Below are 19,646 nucleotides of genomic sequence, written 5' to 3'. Positions count from 1 at the left end.
TCGTAGCGGCTGCGTATGATCGCGGCGTGAGGGAGCACGTCGTCGTGACGGTCGCGTACGACCACGCCGAACTGCTCGACATCGCCTGCGTCACCACCGCGCTCGCCATGGCCAACCAGCTGGGCGCCCGGACACCGTATCGGCAGCTGATCGCCACTCCGGGCGGTCGATCCATCGAGCTGCACTCCGGTCTGGCGTTGACCGGCCAGCAGTCGCTGGAACGGCTCACCGGCCCGCTGGATACGTTGATCGTCAGCGGCGGGCTGGGGCACGAGCAGGCCGCGGCCGACGCCCGGCTGGTCGGGCACGTCCGCAGGCTGGCCCAGCAGAGCCGCCGGGTCGCGTCGGTCTGCACCGGCGCCCACGTGCTCGCCGCTGCCGGGCTGCTCGACGGCCGGCGGGCGACCACCCATTGGGGGTTCGCCGCGCAGCTGGCCGCGCGGTATCCCCAGGTGACGGTTGACCCGGCTCCGATCTACATCCGCGACGGCGACGTCTGCACCGCCGCCGGGGTCACCAGCGCTCTCGACATGACGCTCGCTTTCATCGAGGAAGACCACGGCGCCGAGGTCGCCCGGACCGTCTCGCGCCATCTGGTCACCTACCTCCAGCGTCCCGGCAACCAGGCGCAGATGAGCATCTTCACCGCGGCCCCGCCAGCCGGTGACCAGCTGGTACGCCGAATCGCCGACCACGTCGCGAGCAACCTGGCCGGCGACCTGTCCATCGCCGGGCTGGCGGCGTACGCGGGCGTCAGCGAACGGCACCTCAACCGCCTGTTCACCGAGCACACCGGACTGACACCCGGCCGCTACGTACGCCGTGTCCGCACCGAGGCGGCCGCCAACCTGCTCACCTCCACCGCGTTGCCGCTGACCGCCGTCGCCCGGCGCTGCGGCTTCGGCTCGGCCGAAACCCTGCGGCTGGCGTTCGCCCATCGCTACGGCGTTTCCCCGGCGCACTTCCGCGCGACGCAGACCACCACGCGCTGACCGACGACGGGTACGCCGCCACGCGTACCAAAATTCTGGACATCGAAGCGCCAGGGCCTCGACGCGTGCCGCGGACGGCTGCCACCGTGGCGCGCATGAAGAACCTGCGACATCGCTGGCCGGCCGTGGTGGGCCTGGCCGCCGCCGTCTTCCAGCTCGTGACGGGCGTGCAGCGGGACACCGTGGCCGTGACCTTGAGCGTCGCTTTGCTGTGTTACCTGGGTGCGGCCGCGTTGGCCCGGCCGTGGGTGGCGTGGGCGGGGATCCTGGGCGGCAGCGCGGTCGTGGTCGTCACCGAGCTGGCCGGGTTCCCCTGGTGGGCGGGCATTGGCCTCGCCGCGCTGCTGCTCGTCGCGATCGGCTTGGTGGCCGGTGTTCCTCGTGGCCCGCTGGCTTGGCAGGCGGCCGCGTTCCTGGGTTACGGGGGTCTGGTCTGGGCCGCCCTGTCTCTGTCACCGCGGTTGGGCCTGCTGCTCGCGGGCATCGCGCTGGCCGCGCACGCGGTCTGGGACGTGATCCACTATCGACGCGATCAGGTCGTGGCCAGGTCGCTCGCCGAGTTCTGCATTCTGCTCGACGTTCCGCTGGGCGTCGGCGCCATGGTCCTGGCGATCACCGGTGACGGCGCCTACCTACCCAGATAACCAAGTCGATGATTGAGGGAATATGGGGATCCGTTCCCCATATTCCCGCGTCCCACCCGGCGCGACCATGGGTTTCCTGCGGCGATCGCCGCAGCCGAAGCCACAGCGTCGTCGGGAGCGGGCATGCCGAACACCACGCCACAGCACGTCATCTCGCTGGGCCTGCCGTGGGAACGCGGCGACCGGCCGGCGCTCACCGGACCGTGGTGGGCGCGGGGACTGTGGCTGGGCGAACGACTTCAGCCGGACCTGCCCCAGACCGCAGGGATCGCGCCTCCATGGGCCGACCGGCGGCTACGCCAGTGGCAGGACGCCTACCCCGAGCTGGTGGCCGACGCCACCGTCGCCCACCGCACGGCCTTCGGCATCACGGCCGAGGACCTTCGCACGCTGGTCGCCGAGGACTCCGCCGCCCTCGCCGGTCGCGTGACCAAACCCGGCTGGGCGGCCACCGCGGAAAGAATCGCCGCCGGACTCGCAGACCGGCAGACCGCGACCCCGGAAACCGGCGACTGGCAGGCCGGGTTCGCGGCGATCGTGGAACCCTTCGTCAACGACGCGCTCTCGCGTCTGGCAGAGCATCCAGCGCTCTGCGGCGCCACACCGGCCGTCGACACGGACCGGGTGCTGGCCGCGCTGCGCGCCAGCCTCACCGCGCACCTCGTCCGGGCAGCGGGGCGAACGCTCGTCCTGGAACTGAACGTGATGCGGGTGGCGGGACGCCTCGACGGCGACACCGCAGCCGCACGCTTCTGGTCCTTCGTCCGGCTGATGCGACAGCCCGACGGGTTCGCCGACCTGCTCGACGAGTACGCCGTCCTGACGCGCATGCTCGTCGAGAGCGCCGAGCGAGCCATCGCCGCGTACGCCGAGTTCCTCGACCGGTTCACCGCCGACCGTGCGCTCATCGTCGCCGACTTGTTCGACGGCGTCGACCCGGGCCGGCTGACCGACGTCCACATGGGCAGCGGCGACGTGCACGACGGCGGCCGCTCGGTGGGGCTGCTGACCTTCGAAACCGAAGCCCGGGCGGTCTACAAACCACGCCCGATGGCCATCCATCGCCATTTCAACGACGTGCTCGCCTGGTACGCCGATCGGATGCCCAGCGCCGACCTGTACCGGCTCAAGGTCGTCGACCGCGACACGTACGGCTGGACGGAGTTCGTCGCACCACAGCCATGCACCACACCCGACGACGCGGACCGCTATTTCCATCGGCTCGGCGCACTCCTGGCCTTGCTGCACGGTCTGGCAGCCACCGACTTTCACTACGAGAACCTGATCGCCGTCGCCGACCAGCCGGTGCCGGTGGACCTGGAGTCGCTGTTCCATGTGGACCTGCCGCACGCGTCGGGCAGCGAACTCGCCGACGGCGACCCGGCCGGGCGGGCATTGCGTGGCTCGGTCCAGCGGGTCGGGTTGCTCCCGGCGGTCCTGGTCGGCGAGGCCGGTGTGCTCGACGTCGGCGGCATGGGCGCCGACAAGGACACGCCGCTGCCGTTCAAACTGGCGGACTGGGACGACGCCGGCACCGACGAGATGCGGCTGGTACGCGTGCAGCGAGCCTTTCCGGGAAGCCAGAACCGGCCGGCATTGGCCGGGCGTGACCTCGACCCGGCCGACCACCGCGTGCCGCTGATCGAAGGCTTCCGCGCCGGATACGAGACGCTGCTGGCCCACCGCGACGAACTGCTCGCCGCCGACGGGCTGCTGGCGCGATTCGCCGACGACCACACCCGGTTCATCGCGCGGGCGACACGCATCTATGCCACGATCCTGTCCGAATCGACCCACCCGAACGTGTGCCGTGACGCGCTCGACCGCGACCGGGTCTTCGGCCTGCTCGGCGCGCTCGCATCCGGCGACGACGCCCGGCTGGCGCTGACCGCCGACGAGTGGCGTGACATGTGGGCGGGCGACGTGCCGCTGTTCAGTTCGCGTGCGGACTCCCGCGACGTCTGGACGACCGGCGGCCGGCGGCTGTCCGGGCTGCTCGGCGAGAGCGGCCTGGACCGGGCGACGGCCACGCTGGCCGAGCTCAGCCCAGCCGACCTCGCCGAGCAGGAATGGATCATCAACGCGACGCTGGCCACCCGAAGCGCCGGCGTGCAGGTGGCCGAGCGTGTGGCGCCCGCAGCCTCCGACGCCGCCGCAACGGCGCTCGCGTCACGTGCGCTGACCCAGGCTGTCTCCGTCGGCCAGCACCTGGAACGCATCGCGTACCGCGACGGCGGCCGGGTCGGCTGGCTCGGCCTCGAGCTGACCGGCGAGGTCCACTGGTCGGTCAGCCCGCTGCGCGCCGACCTCTACAACGGGTATCCGGGTGTGGCGTTGTTCTTCGCCCAGCTCGCACAGGTCACCGGCGAACGCCGCTACGCCGACCTGACGCGCGCCGTCATGGCACCGTTCGGCGCCCACGCCGACTTCGCGATCGCCCAGGCACGACGGGTCGGCGGGCCGGTGGCCGCGGCGCAGATCGGCGGCGCGTTCTCCGGTCTCGTCGGCATGGCGTACGCGGTGGACAGCGCAGCAGTGCTCCTTGGCGAGCCCGAACTCACCGCGCCGGTCGACCGGCTGCTGACCGCGGCGACGACGCTGATCTCGCAGGACACCGCGTACGACGTCATCTCCGGTGCCGCCGGATGCCTGGCCGCCGCCGAGGCGCTCGTCGAGCGTCACGACACCGCCGGCGACCTGGCACGGGCCTGCGTACAGGTCCTCGTCACCAAAGCCGTGCCGATGCCCGGCGGTGTGGCCTGGCCCGGCACGCTGCCGGCTGACCAACCGCTGCTGGGCTTCTCCCACGGCGCCGGCGGGATCGGCTGGGCACTGCTGCGCCATGCGGCCCGCACCGGCGACGAGCAGGCGCTGTCGACCGGGTACGCCGCGATGGCGTACGAGAGCGGCGAGTTCCGCGACGACATCCAGAACTGGCCCGACTACCGGCAGCTGCCGTCACGCCCCTGGGTGCAGGCCCCGGCAGCGGACGCGGTCGCGCACATGCACGCGTGGTGCCATGGCGCTCCCGGGATCGGGCTTGCCCGCGTCGGCATACCGGCCGCGGTGCATACCCCGCAGGTGGGCGACGACCTGCGGCGCGCAGTCGAGTCGACGGCAGCGTTCGGGCACTTCGGCAATCACAGCCTCTGCCACGGCGACCTGGGCAATCTGGAGCTGCTGAGCGCGGCCGCGGACGCCGGGATCGACGGCGCCGCCCGGCACCGTGACGTGCTCGCCGAAGCGATCGTGGCCGACATCGAACGCCAAGGCCCCCAGTGCGGCACACCGGGCAACGCAGCGACACCCGGCCTGCTCACCGGCTTGGCAGGCATCGGACACGGACTGCTGCGACTCGCCGCCCCCGACGCCGTCGCGCCGGTACTGCTGCTCGCCGCAGCCGAGGCCCGGTGATGACCCGCCGCCGGGTGCCGTTGCGGTACCAGCTGACCAAAACCGAGTGCGCCGCCGCCTGCCTGGCCATGGTGCTCAGCCACTACGGCCGGCACACCACCGTCCCCGCATGCCGGGACCTGCTCGGCGCCGGACGCGACGGGGCATCTGCGGCAGCCCTGGCCGAAGCGGCCGAACAGTCCGGGCTCGACGTCGACGTGGACACCCGGGCCGACCCGTTCCAGGACCGCCTCGACGGGGTGGCCGTGGCGTACCTGTCGTCGCACCACTTCGTCGTCGTCGCCGGCGCCAGCCGACGGCACGTCACCATCGTCGACCCGTCGTCCGGTCGCCAAACCCTCAGCCGCACCGAGTTCGCGCAACGGTACGGCAACGTGCTGCTGCGGTTGCGTCCCGGACCGCGCTTCGAACCGAAACGCGCCCGGCTCGGCGACGACCCCATGCTGCGCTACCTGTGGCAGTTCGTGGCCGCCCCCGGTGGGCGGCGGCTCCTCGCTCTGACCGTCGTGCTGGCCGCCGCGCTGCAGATCATCGGCCTCGGAGTGCCGCTGCTCACCAAGTTCGTCGTCGACACGATGGTCCCGGCCAACCGGGCCGACCTGCTGCCCGCATGCGCGGCGGGCGTGCTGCTGTTCGCCGCCCTGTCCGGTGGGCTCAGCGCGGCGCGGGCCGCCGCCCTGCTCACCCTGCGCGGCCGCGCCGACCGTCTGCTCACCGCGGCGTTCGTCGGCCACCTGTTCCGGCTGCCGATGTCGTTCTTCCTCGACCGGGCCCGGGGCGACCTGCTGCTGCGGCTGGCCAGCGTGTCCACCACCCGCGAAGCCCTCACGCAACAGCTGCTCACGACCTTCCTCGACGGGGCGCTGCTGACCGCGTACCTGATCGGGCTCTTGCTGTTGTCCCCGCTGTACGCGCTGCTCATCACGCCGCTGTTCGCCGCGCAGATGACGGTGCTGGCGGTGACCTACCGGCGCCTGCGGACGCTGACCCAGCACGAGCTCGCGCTCAAAGCCGAAGAGCAGAACTACCTCGTGGAGGCGCTGGAAGCCGTGGCACCGCTGAAAGCCAACGGCGTCCAAGACCGGGCCGTACGCCACTGGGCCGGGCTGTTCGACCGCTACCAGGCGGCGATGCTGCGCCGAGGCTGGACCACCGCGTGGCTCGGCGGCCTGCAGCGCGGCGTCGGCACACTAGGCCCGCTGCTGCTCCTGGTCGCCGGGGCATGGATGGTGCTGAGTGGACGGATGAGCCTGGGGGCGATGCTCGCCGCCAACGCCGTCGCCCTGTCGGTGCTGGCCCCGATGGAAACGTTCGCCTCGTTCGGGCAGATGTACCACTCGGTCCGCGCCCAGGTCGAACGGCTCTTCGACGTGGTCGACACCCAGGCCGAGCCCAGCGGACCGGTGCGGCTGCCCGCCGAAAGCCCGGCCCGGGTGGAACTGGACGAGGTGACCTTCCACTACCAGGCGCGGCAGGAACCAGTGCTCGCCGGGGTCAGCGTCGACCTGCCGCCGGGCGGCAAGCTCGGGATCGTCGGGCGAACCGGGTCGGGCAAAAGCACCCTGGCGTTGCTGATGCTGGGCCTGCTCCGCCCGGACAGCGGCGAGGTACGCCACGACGGTGTACGGCTGGCCGACCTGGACGTCGATCACCTGCGCTCACGCTGCGGCGCCGTCCTGCAGGAGCTGACCCTGTTCAACGGCAGCGTCCGCGACAACCTGGTGCTCAGCAAACCCGACGCCGGCCAGGACGACGTCGAGCACGCCGCCCGCCTGGCCGGGCTGCACGACGACGTGGTCGCGTTGCCGATGGGATACGACACGCTCGTCGGCGAGGGCGGCGCGGCGTTGTCGGCCGGGCAGCGACAGCGGGTCGCCCTGGCCCGGGCGCTGATCCACCGGCCGCGGCTGCTGATTCTCGACGAGGCCACCAGCCATCTCGATCCGGAGACCGAGCGGCTCGTCGACGACGCCCTGGGGCGGCTGCGGGTGACGCGCGTCGTCATCTCCCATCGCCTCAGCGCGATACGCAACGCCGACCAGATCCTCGTCATGGACCGCGGCCGGGTGGCGCAACGCGGCCGCCATGACGACCTCATCGGGCAAGACGGCATCTACCGCCGTCTGTTCGCGGCTCCGGAGCGGCCCTCGCTGCTCTCGGGACCGGTTGCCGATCCCGGGCCGGCGGTGGCCGCCGGCCCCCTGCGATGAAAGGAGAAACCCGTGAGCAACCAACAGCTGCTGCGCTCGTGGAAGGACCCGGAGGCCTCGGCCGACGCGGTCAGCCCGGCCGGCGAGGTCGACCTGTCCGTCCTGACCGGCGGGCAGCAGGCGGACACGCTGCTGCCGTGGTTCTGCGACAAGACCATCTACCAGGGCACCTGCGCCATGGGGCCGACGGTCGGCTGCTGCTGACCCCGACGATCAGGAGGAACGCGACATGAACCAGGAAACCACGATCGCCGCCTGGAAGGGCGTGTCCGATCAGGACGGTCCGGCCAACCCGGCGGGAGAACTGGCCGAGGCGCTCACCGTCGCCGGCGGGGTGATCAACGTCATCAGCACCGAGCACGTGCACACGCTCGGCTGCTGCCCGGGCTTCACCAACGAGCCCGGCTGCTGGACGTGGTGACCATCCCGACGTCCGACCTGATCAGAGCCTGGAAAGACGCTGATCAGGTCGACAACCCGGTCGGCACGGTCGACCTGGCCCGGCTGCATGGGGCGGTCCAAGCCTGGACGGTCGACCTGGCGGGCTGCGATCAGACGATCGGCATGGTGCACGCACGCGCCGTGCACCATGCAGTGCGTCCCATGACGCGGCCGACGACGAAAGGAAGGTCTTCAATGTCCCGGGACGACACGATCAGGACCTGGAAGAACGGGTCCGATCTCCCCGAACCGCAGCACCCGGCTGGGTCCGTGGACCTGACGGCGGTCATCGGCGGCCAGCAGGCGCCGACGTCGGAGGACCTGTTCACCTGGGGCTGCTGCTCGGCCAAGACCTGGTGCGGCGGCGGCACCTGCTGGTAGCCGGACGCAATCGCACCTGCGCATACCGAAAGGAGTGACAATGAACCCCGAAACAGTCAGGGGCTGGAAGGATCTGGACGGCGACGCCGCCCACCCAGCCGGCGCCATCGACTTGTCCGCGGTGTCCGGCGGCGTCATGGCCACCAACGGCATCTGGACCCTGGGCTGCTGCGACCCCACCGCGAACTCGTTCTGGATCTGCAGCTCGGAATGCACCTCGGGCGTGTGCTGACACCGTCCTGAACGGCTGAGAGGAGGGGCCGTGGAACTCCCCGAAGGCTGGTGGCAGCCGGCCGAGCCCACGGCCCCCACCCCGCCGGCGTGGGCGCTGTTCGCAGCGGACGCCATCCGGGCCGCGCCGAGCGAATCCCCCACCATCGCCGACGGCATCACCTGGGAGACCGGATTCGCGACGGTCTTCGCCTCGTTCACGGCGACGGCCGAGCGCCAAGCCCGTGACGCGCCCGGCTTCGCAGCCATGCTCGGCCACCGCCTCGCCCGGCTCGCGGCCCGCACCTTGATCTTGGAGCTGCACAGCGCCCGCCAGGCCGGACGGTTACGCGGCCCGACGCCGACCGCACGGTTCACGGACTTCATCGCACAAGCCGCCCGGAAAGACGACCTGGCCTCGCTCCTCGTGAGATACCCCGTCCTCGGGCGGATCCTCGGTCAGGCATGTGTCCACGCCGCCGCGGCAAGCGCGGAACTGATCGACCGCCTGACCTGCGACCGCGACGCGATCGTCGGCACGCTTCTCGGCGGGCGCGATCCCGGGCCGCTGGAAAGCATCTCGTTCAGCGAAGGCGACCGGCACGGACGAGGCCGCGCCGTGGCCGTCGTGCGATTCGCCACCGGCGCCCGGGTGGTCTACAAGCCACGGCCACTCACCGTCAACGCGCATTTCAACGGCCTGATCGCCACGCTCGCACCCCGGTTGGGCGAACTGACTCCGGCGACAGCGGCCGTCCTGACCCGGCCCGGATACGGCTGGTCGCAGTTCGTCGCAGCCGAACCATGCCCCGACCCGGATGGCGTCCGCCGGTTCTACCGCCGCCAGGGCGCGCTGCTGGCCGTGCTGTATGCGCTCGACGCCAACGACATGCACTGCGAGAACGTCATCGCCCGCGGCGACGAACCCGTCGTCGTCGACCTGGAGACGCTGTTCCACCCGCACGACACTCCATTGGCGACGGTCGGCGACGATCCGGCACTGGCCGCCCTCTCGGCGTCGGTCCACCGCACCGGACTGCTGCCCGCACTGCGCGTCGGCGACGTGGCAGCCGTGGACCTGTCCGGCCTCGGTGGCGACCGAGGCGTACCGTCGCCGTCACCGAGTCTGGCCTTCGCCGACGCCGGCACCGACCGGATGCGGGTCGTCCGTGAGGTACGCACAACCGCCGGATCCGCCAATCGGCCCGTGCTGAACGGGATGGAAGCCGATCCCGCAGACCACCTCGACGACCTGCTCGACGGCTTCCGCCGGGCGTACCGGGAACTGAACGCGGGCCGGGCGGAATTGACGGCGCCGGACGGGCCGCTGGCGCACTTCGCCGCCGACCAGGTCCGCGTCGTGGTACGCCCCACGCAGCTCTACTCGACGCTGCTCGACGAGTCGACCCACCCTGACGTGCTGCGCGACGCGGCCGCCCGCGACGACGTCTTCGGACTACTCCGCCCGCCGGAGCCCGACTTCGGGTCGAGCCACGCGACTGTGCTGTTCGAACGAGAACTCGACGACCTGTGGCACGGCGACGTTCCCTACTTCTGGACCCGCCCCGGCACCGGTGAGCTGTTCGACAGCCACGACCGGCCCATCCCCGGCTTTCGCGGCTCAGCCGGCCTCACCCGGGCGACCGCCAAGCTTGCAGCGATGGGCGCGACCGACCTGCAGCGGCAGGAATGGATCATCCGTGCCGCTATGGCCTGCCGCGACCGATCAGATCCACACGTCACGGCAGCCCACGCCGGTCACAGCACGAACCTCGCTGACATCCCCGACCGCACCCGCATCAGCCGACGTCCACCGTTCAGCCGGGCATCCGCCGACCCGCTCACGATCGCCACCGGCATCAATGAGCGCGTCGTCACCACCGCCGACCCGCTTACCGTCGCGACCGGCATCGGCGAGCGGCTCCTCACCACCGCCGAACGCTCCGGCCACCGGCTCAACTGGCTCGGCCTCGAACTGGTCGGCCACCGGTTCTGGCAGGTCGGACCACTCGGCGCAGCACTCGGCAACGGTTACACCGGTGTCGCGCTGTTCCTGGCGCAGCTGTCGGTGCTGTCCGGGCGGGACGAGTTCGCCGAAGCCGCACGCCGCGCCGTCACACCGATACCCGGCCTGCTCGCCGGGATCGGCGCCAGCCCCGACGACGTGGCGACGGTCGGACCCGGCGGTTTCGACGGATTCGGCGGCATCGCCTACGGGTTGACGCGCATCGCGAGCTGCCTGGCCGACCCCGAGATCCTCAGCTGGGTGCCGCCAGCCGTCGAGCTGACAGTCCAATCCGGTCTGCAGACCATCGAACCCAGCCCGTCCGGCGTATTCGACGGCCTCGCCGGTGGCATCGCCGCATTGCTCGCCGTGCACCGCATGACCGGCTTGGCCGACGCGCTTCACGGCGCACACCAGCTTGGCAACGCGCTCGTCACCCGGGCGCTGCCAGCAGCGGCCGGATTCGCCCACGGAACGTCCGGCGTCCAGTGGGCGCTGAGCCAAGTCGGACTGCCCGCCGGACCACCCGCCGCGCCGACCTGGCGCCCCGGTGCAACCCTGGCCCAGCAGAGCCGCGACCCGTCCTGGCGCCCCGGTGCAACCCTGGCCCAGGAGAGCCGTGACCCGTCCCGGCGCCGCAGTGCAACGCAGGCACAGGAGACCCCGGCTAGCCGGCGTGTAGACCGGTCCTGGTGCCGGGGCGCAGCCGGATCCGCACTCGCCGGACTGGCACCGCCCCCCGAGCCAGGCCCGTTGCTGCCCAGCGACGCGCTCTGCCACGGCGAACTCGGCCTGATCGACGCACTGCCCGCGCCCGACCGTGCCCAACGCCTGGCGGCCGTCATCGAACGCATCCAGCAGGATGGACCGCGGTGCGCCACCCCAGGAGCAGTCCCCAGTAGCGGACTCGTGACAGGCCTCGCCGGTATCGGTTATGGTCTGCTCCGAGCCGCTCATCCAGATGAGGTGCCATCGGTGCAGCTCCTGCACCCGGCCTGCTGATCTGGCCCGCGGCCGAGTCGATGCAATGTGGCGCGGCGGGAGGCGGCATGGCCGACAACGGTACGGTCGACTGGCAGCGTGGCGAAGCCGAGCATCCATCCGGCGACATCCGGATCACGGCCAGCCCCCGCGCGGTACGCCGCGCATCCCTGCTCGCCGGCCTGGCCGCATCCGGCGGCGGCACCGACGATCCGTTCCCCACACCGACTGTGTCGCACACCGGCCCCTGACGGCGCGCCGGCTGCACGGTAGATGCAGATCTCGACATCGGAACTGATCGGCAGGGACGCTGAAGTCGCGGCTCTGCGTACCGCGTTGACCAGCCAGACAGTCCATCATGGACGTGCGATGTTCGTGCTGGGTGACTCCGGCATGGGCAAGACCCGGATCGCCGCCGAATGCGCACACCTGGCGACAGCCCGCGGCATGCGGGTGATGCGCGGGCGCACCGGTGGCGTCAACCTCCGCATGCCGCTGCGGCCACTGGTCGAGGCCTTGTCGTCGCTGCTGCGCGACCATACGCCGCCCGACCCCGACGACCTCGGCGTACGCCGGGCAGTGCTGGCCCGGCTTCTGCCACAGTGGCGTACCGGCGCGGCCGACGAGAACGGGCCGTTCGATCTGCTGGATCTGTCCGAGGCGATGCTCCGGCTGGTCTCCTCACTCAGCCGCGACACCGGCTGCCTGCTGGTGCTCGAAGACCTCCACGACGCCGATCCGGAAACGCTGGCCGTCGTCGAATACCTCGTGGACAACCTCGACGCCATGAACGTCCTGCTGGTGGGAACGCTGCGACCGCTGCCCGGTCCGGCCCTCGACCTCGCCACGGCCGCCGGGCAGCGGGGCGTCGCCGAGCTGATCCCGCTGCCGGCCTTGGCACCGACGGCAGTCCGCGCACTCGCCGCCACCTGCCTGTCCATCCCAGACGCGAAGCTACCCGACCCCGTCGCCGCCTATCTGATCGAGGCCGGAGGCGGCAACCCCTATGTGATCGAAGCCCTCCTGTCACACCTGGTCGAGGCCGGCACCCTGGCACGCGGCAGCACCGGCTGGCAGGTCCATGGCGACATCGATCCTTCCGTGCCGGACGCGGTGGTCCGCGGCCATCAACGCACGCTCGATCGGCTACCACCAACGACCCGGCGCACCGTGCTCACCGCAGCCGTCCTGGGCGAACGATTCCTGCTGTCCGACCTCGGCGCCGTGACCGGCACCGAAGAGCACGACCTGATCGGCGAGCTGCGCGCAGCCGCCGAGCTGGTCTCCCCCGACCCCGAAACGCCAGGCGGATACGCCTTCCGCCACACACTGACCGCCGAGGCGCTGACGGCCACCCTGCACCCGGTCGAACGAGCAGAACTGGCCCGGCAGGCCGCCGGCGCCTTACGGTCCGCCGATCCGGCCCTCGCCGGTGAACATTGCCATCTCGTGGCACGGCTACTCGCCGTGGCTGGCGACGTCACAGCAGCCGCGGCATACCGCGAGGCCGGCACCCGAGCCCTCGAAGCCGGGACGACGGGTTCCGCGGTCGCACTGCTGCGCCGCGCGACCGAACTGGCCGCGGACCATCCGGAACGAGCCGAATATGTCACCGCACTGGTACGCGCGCTGGCCGACGACGGACAGCTCGACGAAGCCATGTCCCTGGCCGACAGCGGGCTACCCGAACCGTCCGGCAGTCCGGCCGACCCATCTGCCCACGTACGCGTCCGGCTCGCCTGGAACGCCATCATGCTCGGGCGAATGCGCGACGGCGCCACGCTGACACGTCACCTGCCCGAGTCCTCCGACGACCCATCTCTGCTGGTCGTGCGGGCGTACCTCGCCTACTACGACGACCAGGCCGACGAAACAGAACGGGTCGCCCGAGCCGAAGAGTTCGCCGTCCAAGCCGCCACCCGCGCCGAACGAACCGGCCAACCCGAGATCGCCTGCCAGGCCTGGCAGTTCCTCGGCCTGTCCGCCCGAACCGGGGACCTCAAGCGAGCCGGCCAATTCCACGAGCGCATGCTGGCCGTAGCAGACCGCCATCACCTCACCTACTGGCGGGCGGATGCGCTGGTACGCCTCGCCAGCAACGAATTCATGCGCACCGGCTCGATCGGGCGGCTGCTCCACGCCACCGCGTTCGCCCACGGCCTCGGCGCGGGGGTTCTCGAAATGGGTGCACAGGGCGCCCTCGCCATGGCCCACACGCTGCGCGCCGAACACTCCGCATCCCAGACGATCATCGATCAATGTGTCGGCCCCGCCGGGCGCATGAAACTACGCGACACCCGCAGCTACTTCCTGCTCATCTCAGCGATCGACGCCGCACAACGAGCCCAGCGCCGGCAGATGCGGGACCGGCTCACCGCGTTCGAGGACTCCAGCCCCGAAGACTCGTTCATGACGCCGCTCGCGCACGGGCTCGCCCGCGCCTTCTGCGCCATGCTCGAAGAAGACCGCGACCAGGCGACAGCAGACCTCGTCCGCATCGACGAGTGGGAAAAGCACCAGCCGAACCTGTACGTCACCACCGGCAGATACGGACTGCACGCCCTCCTGCGTTCACTACGAGGTGAGCTGTCGGATCAGGACACCGAAGAGCTGCTGTCACACCCCGCCACCCACCTCGTGTACAACGCCCAATTCGCATACCTCGCCGATGCCGTCCGGCTGGGCCGAGCAGGCGAACACGACAGGGCCACCGCCCGCGTACACGAGGCACAGACCGCCGGCTCCACATTCCCCGTCGCGAGCCACCTCGGGCTGAGGCTGATCGCCGAGGAGGCACTGACCGCAGGCTGGGGCGAGCCGACCGCCTGGCTACGCAGCGCCGAATCCTACTTCGACGACATGGGCGTCGCATCAGTGGCCAGCGCCTGCCGAGTGTTGCTGCGCGCCTGCCCCACACCACACCACCAGCGCCGCCGAGGCGTCGAGCGAATCCCAGAACCGCTTCGTGCGCTCGGCGTGACCGTACGCGAATATGAGGTCCTGGCACTGATGCGCGACCGTCCCACCAACCAAGAGATCGCGCGCCGGCTGTATATCTCGCCGCGCACGGCCGAGAAGCACGTCGCCAGCCTGATCACCAAACTCGGCGTCGCCGACCGCGCAACGCTCGCCCGAGTACTGGCCGCCGCGTAGGCCGACCGTTGCCAGGCCCTTATGCCATCAGGATTTAGCGACCGCACCAGGGAGCCGTGGTGCACCCGTCACTCTCCGGCCCTATCGGCGTAGCCGGGCACCTGATCGACTGGTGCGCATCGGCGAAGGCAAGGTTCGTGCATCGGAGACTACCGATATCCGCACCGCTTCGTCCAGACCGCGATCGATGACCCGATGCCGTGCGGACCTTGCCGCGGGCGTAGAGCCGAGTCGCATCTTCCGGCAAGGGCGAACGACCAGTAACTAGGATAGTGTGTTCACGATCGAGTCAACATGGTCGCGGTGAAGCCTCCGCCAGCTAGTCCACCGAACCTGAACAGCTCCTGCTCTACGTCACCGCAGGTTGACGCTCACCGAGGACCGGCGTGCGCGCCGCGCCCACGACCGGGCCACGGCGCGAACCGCAGGGCAGCGCTGCGGAACCGGCATGATGTGTCGGTGACCGATTCGCTCACACAAGCACAGATCGCAATGGACCAAACGGCAGGCATGTTGATCGGACGCCGTATCCGGGAGGTCGTGTACTACGGCCTTGAGATCGAGGATCAGGTCGGCGCCTGGGACTTCGGCGACTGGCACATGCCGGTGATGGGCGTTGAACTGCTCCTCGACGACGGCAGTCCGTACTCCGCTGTGTGGGATTGTATGTTCGGCTATTTCGGCCTGGAACTGTATGCCTCTCCGATGACCGACCATGTCACTGTGGTACAGCCCAAGGTCGGCGGGTCGAATCAGTGGCCGGTGACGGAACATCCCAGGTGGGCGCCGTTGCTGGCTGACCCTGTTACGAAGGCCCGGCTGGTGTGGGCAGAGGGTTTCGCCGACCGGCAAGGGTCGGACGGGCCGATTACCGCGCCACTCGCGCTACGCCTGGACTTCCCACGTGGCACCGTCCGCATCATCGCGGCCATGGAGCACGCTAAGGGGCGCTGGTGGCTCGGCGCGGACGAGGTCATCGTCGCGTTCAGCCGCGAGTTCACCTCCAGCATCGGTTATCCCGCATCAGGCTGAGACGCCATCGACGTGATCATGTTCGAGCTTATCCGCGCACCGCGCCCGATAGGCCGTTCCTCATAGTGGTCGGCGGTGACCGACGGCGAGGCAGCCAGCGGTTCACGGGCTTGCGGCCGGCGGACGGTCTTGACCCCGGCTGCGGATGATCGACTGCCGCCGGAGGGTCTATCGTCGCCGGGTGATCAAGCGGGAATGCCACTGTCTGTTGTGCCAAGAACCTGTCGAGGGCAACTATTGGGATGCCCGGGACCGGCGGACCGCCGAGTGCATCACCGAGTTCGGGTGGAGCGCCAGGGGTGTGCACGGCGATCAACAGACGCCGGGCTGGGCCTATTCGATCGGCCTGTGGCACAGCCTGGGCAGTCCGGAGGTGTCCGTGTTCGGTCTGAGCAGCCAGACGGCGATGCGGATCGTCAACATCGTCGGCGATCAGATCCGCGACGGACACCCGCTTCGGCCGGACCAGCCACGCACGGATGTCGTCGACGGATTCGATCTCGGCGTCCGCCCGGCTCATCCAAGCTGGTACCGCGACTTCTTCGGTGCCGCGCTCGACTTCTACCAGCAGCCTCCACTGCCCATCGTCCAGCTCGTGTGGCCCGACCGCGATGGCCGGTTCCCGTGGGATGCCGGCGCCGACCAGGAGTTACACCAGCAGCAGCCGAAGCTGTGGCTGGCCAAGAAAGACCACCCTCGCGGCATCTGGGCCGATTTCGATCCGATCGGCGGCTGGCCGTTCGGCAAGACGCTGCCCTACCACACCGTTCTAGCCACGCCGGCGGTCATCGGCGGCAGCGTTGTCACCAACGTACGTCGCGATGAAGACGGGACATGGCGATTCTCCGACGGCAGCGACGGCCCCTGGTCCGAAACGGCCCTCCGCGACCTCGTGACAGAACACCCCGAGGTAACCGCCGTCGGCGATCTCACCCCAGGTCAACGGGCCGTCACCGCCGACGGGACGTGGCACCGGTACTGAGCGATTCTGCCGCCTGGCCAAGCTGCATACGGGCAATTCTTCTTCCGAACCCGACGCGATCACCGACGTCGACAGCTCCGATGTCGAGGCCCGGACCCCGGGTTCGATTAGCCTGACGGATATCTGTAGCTCATCTCCGCTGGCGGGGCAGGTGCCTCGTTTTTGACTAGTTCCCAAGCGCGAACGCGCCGGCCGGACCGGTGACATCCGCGATTGGTACCTCGACTGGCTAACCAGCGCGGAGGCCACAATCGGCAACGAGCCACACCGCTAACGAGATGATGTTTGGAAACCGCTGCCTCGCCGACTCGGCGTGGCGACCGGTCTGGTCGCCGCACGCTCATCCCTGCCCGTGCCCGTGATCGGTGATCGCGTAGCCTCCGGAATCCGCGTGACCGCAAGCATCCCTGGACGGCATACTGACCGGCGTTGACGGGCGGGAAGGCGGGCAGATGGCTAGGGTTCGGGTGACGGTGTGCCTTCCGCCGACGGACGGCACCGATCTACGTACGCGTTTGGCGACGGCGCTCGCGCCGTTCGAGGTCGGAGTCGGCCGCTCCTGGGGGCGGGAGCAATGGGATTGGTGGACGATCCGCGGTGGCAGCGACCGGACCGGTTTCTGGATCGCCGACGGCGCCGATGAAGCGCTGCTGATCCATGACGACCCGTACGAGACCGAGGAGGCTTCGCCGAGCAAACCCGGCCGATGCGCCGGCGGGCCGAAACACCTACTCGATCTAGGCCGGCCCCGCCTGGACGCAGCCCGCCACGCCGCCCACGCTTGGGACACCTGGCATCGGCTGGCGCCATCACTACCGCCCGTGCAGACCCTGGCGCAGATCGAACAGTGGCCCGAGCACGCCGAAGACGACCGTCTCGTGCTCGAACCCCTGCGCCTGCCCAACACCGTCGGCAATATCCGGGCTTACCAGGCCTACCTGGCCCAGCCGCTCATCCGCGCGGCCCAGGAGTGGCCCGCCTGGCACGAGATCGAGCGCGGACCTGAAGACTTCGTCTACTACATGGCCATGTCCCGCGACGACTACATCGACCTCGCGGTCGGCCAGACCGACCGCAAGTCAGACATCCTGACCCCCGACGGCTGGTGGGCCAGCTGGGACCAGCGCCCCGTACACGGCGCCTGCGACGCCTTCGAAACCTGCACGCACACCGCGCCGATCCCTGATCGGACGACGCCCGCCGAGCTTACGCACTATCTGGAGCAGCTACCCGACGACACCCTGCTCGTCCAACTCAAGGCCCACGGGTAGGAACGATATGAACCACCTGCAAGCCACGCTCGCCGGCCTCACCGACGCCGACCCGCGGCAACGTGACATTGCCGCGGAACACCTCGCCGACCTCCTGCGCTACACGACGTTGGCCCAAGGCGACACCGAGCTAGCCGTCCGGGAACTGGTCGCTCTGCTCGGCGTCGAATCCGACCGGGACGTACGAGAGTCCGCTCTGAACGCTCTCGGCGAAGCGATCACTTATCACACCCTGAACCTGGAGCTGTTCCGTCCGTTGGAGCCGATGCTGGCGTCGATGTCGCCGCGACTGCTCGAGCACGCTCTCTACATCCTGTCCGCTACTCACGACCCGCAAGCCCGCGCCACGATCGAAGCGTTCCTCAACCACCCGGACCCGGCGGTGCGTGGCTACGCGGCTGACGCCCTCGTCGAGCTTGCCGGACGCGACAGCCCCTCGTAGTCGTATGCCGCCGCTACGATGCGGCCTGTGACCCGCAAGCACACGACGGCACCGCCACGACCGATCGCACCGGGCGACATCGTCGCCGCATACGCCGAAGCGTTGGGCGAATGGACAGCGGCGCAGGTGACCGACCTGGATCCGACGTGGCCATCCGCAGGCGTACTGGACCTCGACTGGTCGGGACCCGAACCCGACTCGGTCGACGAAATCGGCGAACTCGCCCCGCTCAGGTTGACCCACCACGCGTGGGCCGGCCAACTGTCACACTGCAACTACGAATGGCTCCTCCCCCGTGGTTACAAGATCATCGGGAATGTGCCGCTGCTGCACGACCGGACATCGAACGCGTATTCGGCAGGCTGGCACATCGGCGACCGGCTGTCGCGCCAGCGACGGTGGGACAAGGGCGAACGCATCTCGCACCACCCCGGCGAACGAACGTTCTTCGGAACCGAGATCGCCGACCTGGCCCTGCGCTCCGAGCCGTTCCCCGACCTCTGGAGTGTCTCGGTCACCGAGGTTGACAGCCTCGACGCCGACGATGTGGTCGACCTCTTCCCGAACCTGACCCGCCTGTCGCTATCCGGAAACCTCGGCGACCTCACCAACGCGGCCAGCCTCAACCAGCTCGCTCGTCTCCGGACGCTGTACATCAGCAACCTGTTCGGTATGTCGGCGTCCGACTGCCTTTCGCCGGCTGCTGTTCCGAGCCTAGAGATGCTTGAGCTGTACAGCGTGCCGGCGGACTACGCTGCCGCCACGAGAACAGCATGGACACCGCAGATTCTCCACGGCACGTTCCTGGAGATCACCGGCGCCCGATCGCCGGGCTGGGTCGCGGAAAACCGCGACAACCCGCTGCGCGACTGGGACGGCCGCTCACACATAAGCACAGCCCGATTCCGCAAGTCCGTCGCCCAGTACAAGGCGACCCGCCGTGCGGTCTTCGCCGAGCTCGCCTCATCGACCGGCGGACTCAACGGATCGCGGTTCGCCGAGCTGGGCCGCCAGTTCGGGGAGGCGTTCAACCAGCTTGACGGCGGCCGCAACCCGTTCATTGAAACCGTTGAACGAGAGGACCTGTTCGATACGCTTCGCCTCATCATCGATGATGCCGAAGCAGAATACGGACGCTCCTTGGGCACCATCCGCGAACACCTCATCGCCGGCGTCGAGAGCGTACGCGATTGGTAACAGGCAGCGTTCTGTCGAGGCACCTCTTGGTGCTCTAGGTGTAATACCCATGAGCGTTGTTGACGCGGAGGCCTTGATCAAAGAGGAGACCTCCAGTTGGGTGTGAGTTGCTGACGCCCACCACCGACCGGAGGTCCCGTGCACCACCGTAACGCCCGTCTGACTTTGCATGGGCGCCGCCTGCTGATCTCTCATGTGGTGGGCCAGGGCCGCCCGGTCGCCCGCACGCCGCTGCAGAAAGCCCGGCGCGGGTAGCCGCGGCAGCAGATCATGGACGGACACGCCGAGGTT

General features: G+C 69.7%; 17 protein-coding genes. All 17 read left to right on the top strand.

Annotated features, from left to right (window positions below):
- Positions 1-26 precede the first annotated feature (26 nt).
- A complete protein-coding gene (locus AB0H43_RS26320) occupies positions 27-992 on the top strand; it encodes a GlxA family transcriptional regulator (protein WP_360003414.1) in 966 nt (321 codons plus the stop codon).
- Positions 993-1,087: 95 nt separating this feature from the next.
- The gene (locus AB0H43_RS26315; RefSeq protein WP_360003411.1) at positions 1,088-1,636 is read left to right on the top strand and encodes a hypothetical protein; all 549 of its coding nucleotides are present in this window, start codon (positions 1,088-1,090) and stop codon (positions 1,634-1,636) included.
- 123 nt (positions 1,637-1,759) lie between these two features.
- Positions 1,760-5,050 (top strand): type 2 lanthipeptide synthetase LanM family protein, encoded by a 3,291-nt coding sequence (locus tag AB0H43_RS26310; protein ID WP_360003409.1) that lies wholly within the window; start codon positions 1,760-1,762, stop codon positions 5,048-5,050.
- A complete protein-coding gene (locus AB0H43_RS26305) occupies positions 5,050-7,260 on the top strand; it encodes a peptidase domain-containing ABC transporter (protein ID WP_360003407.1) in 2,211 nt (736 codons plus the stop codon). The genes AB0H43_RS26310 and AB0H43_RS26305 overlap by 1 nt, the downstream gene beginning before the upstream one ends.
- A gap of 12 nt (positions 7,261-7,272) precedes the next feature.
- Positions 7,273-7,464 carry a hypothetical protein gene (locus AB0H43_RS26300; protein ID WP_360003405.1) on the top strand — a complete coding sequence of 64 codons (192 nt, stop codon included), beginning with the start codon at positions 7,273-7,275 and terminating at the stop codon, positions 7,462-7,464.
- A 25-nt stretch (positions 7,465-7,489) separates the two neighbouring features.
- Positions 7,490-7,681, top strand: a complete 192-nt coding sequence (locus AB0H43_RS26295) for a hypothetical protein (RefSeq protein WP_360003404.1) — start codon at positions 7,490-7,492, stop codon at positions 7,679-7,681.
- Positions 7,678-8,082, top strand: a complete 405-nt coding sequence (locus AB0H43_RS26290) for a hypothetical protein (protein ID WP_360003401.1) — start codon at positions 7,678-7,680, stop codon at positions 8,080-8,082. Before AB0H43_RS26295 ends, AB0H43_RS26290 begins: the two co-directional genes overlap by 4 nt.
- 40 nt (positions 8,083-8,122) lie before the next feature.
- Positions 8,123-8,314, top strand: a complete 192-nt coding sequence (locus AB0H43_RS26285; protein WP_360003399.1) for a hypothetical protein — start codon at positions 8,123-8,125, stop codon at positions 8,312-8,314.
- 30 nt (positions 8,315-8,344) lie between these two features.
- Complete coding sequence (locus AB0H43_RS26280; RefSeq protein ID WP_360003397.1) at positions 8,345-11,299, top strand: type 2 lanthipeptide synthetase LanM family protein; 2,955 nt, start codon at positions 8,345-8,347, stop codon at positions 11,297-11,299.
- A gap of 47 nt (positions 11,300-11,346) precedes the next feature.
- Positions 11,347-11,529 (top strand): hypothetical protein, encoded by a 183-nt coding sequence (locus AB0H43_RS26275; protein WP_360003396.1) that lies wholly within the window; start codon positions 11,347-11,349, stop codon positions 11,527-11,529.
- Positions 11,530-11,551: 22 nt separating this feature from the next.
- Positions 11,552-14,431: an AAA family ATPase gene (locus AB0H43_RS26270; RefSeq protein ID WP_360003394.1), complete on the top strand. Its 2,880-nt coding sequence runs from the start codon at positions 11,552-11,554 to the stop codon at positions 14,429-14,431.
- A gap of 459 nt (positions 14,432-14,890) precedes the next feature.
- Positions 14,891-15,463 (top strand): hypothetical protein, encoded by a 573-nt coding sequence (locus AB0H43_RS26265; RefSeq protein WP_360003392.1) that lies wholly within the window; start codon positions 14,891-14,893, stop codon positions 15,461-15,463.
- Between the two features lie 181 nt (positions 15,464-15,644).
- Complete coding sequence (locus AB0H43_RS26260; protein ID WP_360003390.1) at positions 15,645-16,445, top strand: DUF4262 domain-containing protein; 801 nt, start codon at positions 15,645-15,647, stop codon at positions 16,443-16,445.
- Positions 16,446-16,897: 452 nt separating this feature from the next.
- Positions 16,898-17,716: a hypothetical protein gene (locus AB0H43_RS26255; RefSeq protein ID WP_360003387.1), complete on the top strand. Its 819-nt coding sequence runs from the start codon at positions 16,898-16,900 to the stop codon at positions 17,714-17,716.
- Between the two features lie 7 nt (positions 17,717-17,723).
- Complete coding sequence (locus AB0H43_RS26250) at positions 17,724-18,158, top strand: HEAT repeat domain-containing protein (RefSeq protein ID WP_360003385.1); 435 nt, start codon at positions 17,724-17,726, stop codon at positions 18,156-18,158.
- A gap of 27 nt (positions 18,159-18,185) precedes the next feature.
- Entirely contained in the window at positions 18,186-19,355 is a 1,170-nt protein-coding gene (locus AB0H43_RS26245) for a leucine-rich repeat domain-containing protein (protein ID WP_360003383.1), read from the top strand.
- 138 nt (positions 19,356-19,493) lie between these two features.
- The gene (locus AB0H43_RS26240) at positions 19,494-19,610 is read left to right on the top strand and encodes a leucine zipper domain-containing protein (RefSeq protein ID WP_360003381.1); all 117 of its coding nucleotides are present in this window, start codon (positions 19,494-19,496) and stop codon (positions 19,608-19,610) included.
- Positions 19,611-19,646: the final 36 nt, after the last annotated feature.

Source organism: Hamadaea sp. NPDC050747, assembly GCF_040654195.1.
GTDB lineage: Bacteria > Actinomycetota > Actinomycetes > Mycobacteriales > Micromonosporaceae > Hamadaea.
This window is presented reverse-complemented; position numbering and strand designations above follow the sequence as displayed.

What these genes read in the sequence shown, in the direction of transcription:
- AB0H43_RS26315 (WP_360003411.1), top strand. Translation starts at nt 1,088, where the DNA reads ATGAAGAACCTGCGACATCGCTGGCCGGCCGTGGTGGGCCTGGCCGCC.
- AB0H43_RS26310 (WP_360003409.1), top strand. Translation starts at nt 1,760, where the DNA reads ATGCCGAACACCACGCCACAGCACGTCATCTCGCTGGGCCTGCCGTGG.
- AB0H43_RS26305 (WP_360003407.1), top strand. Translation starts at nt 5,050, where the DNA reads ATGACCCGCCGCCGGGTGCCGTTGCGGTACCAGCTGACCAAAACCGAG.
- AB0H43_RS26295 (WP_360003404.1), top strand. Translation starts at nt 7,490, where the DNA reads ATGAACCAGGAAACCACGATCGCCGCCTGGAAGGGCGTGTCCGATCAG.
- AB0H43_RS26285 (WP_360003399.1), top strand. Translation starts at nt 8,123, where the DNA reads ATGAACCCCGAAACAGTCAGGGGCTGGAAGGATCTGGACGGCGACGCC.
- AB0H43_RS26275 (WP_360003396.1), top strand. Translation starts at nt 11,347, where the DNA reads ATGGCCGACAACGGTACGGTCGACTGGCAGCGTGGCGAAGCCGAGCAT.
- AB0H43_RS26270 (WP_360003394.1), top strand. Translation starts at nt 11,552, where the DNA reads ATGCAGATCTCGACATCGGAACTGATCGGCAGGGACGCTGAAGTCGCG.
- AB0H43_RS26255 (WP_360003387.1), top strand. Translation starts at nt 16,898, where the DNA reads ATGGCTAGGGTTCGGGTGACGGTGTGCCTTCCGCCGACGGACGGCACC.
- AB0H43_RS26250 (WP_360003385.1), top strand. Translation starts at nt 17,724, where the DNA reads ATGAACCACCTGCAAGCCACGCTCGCCGGCCTCACCGACGCCGACCCG.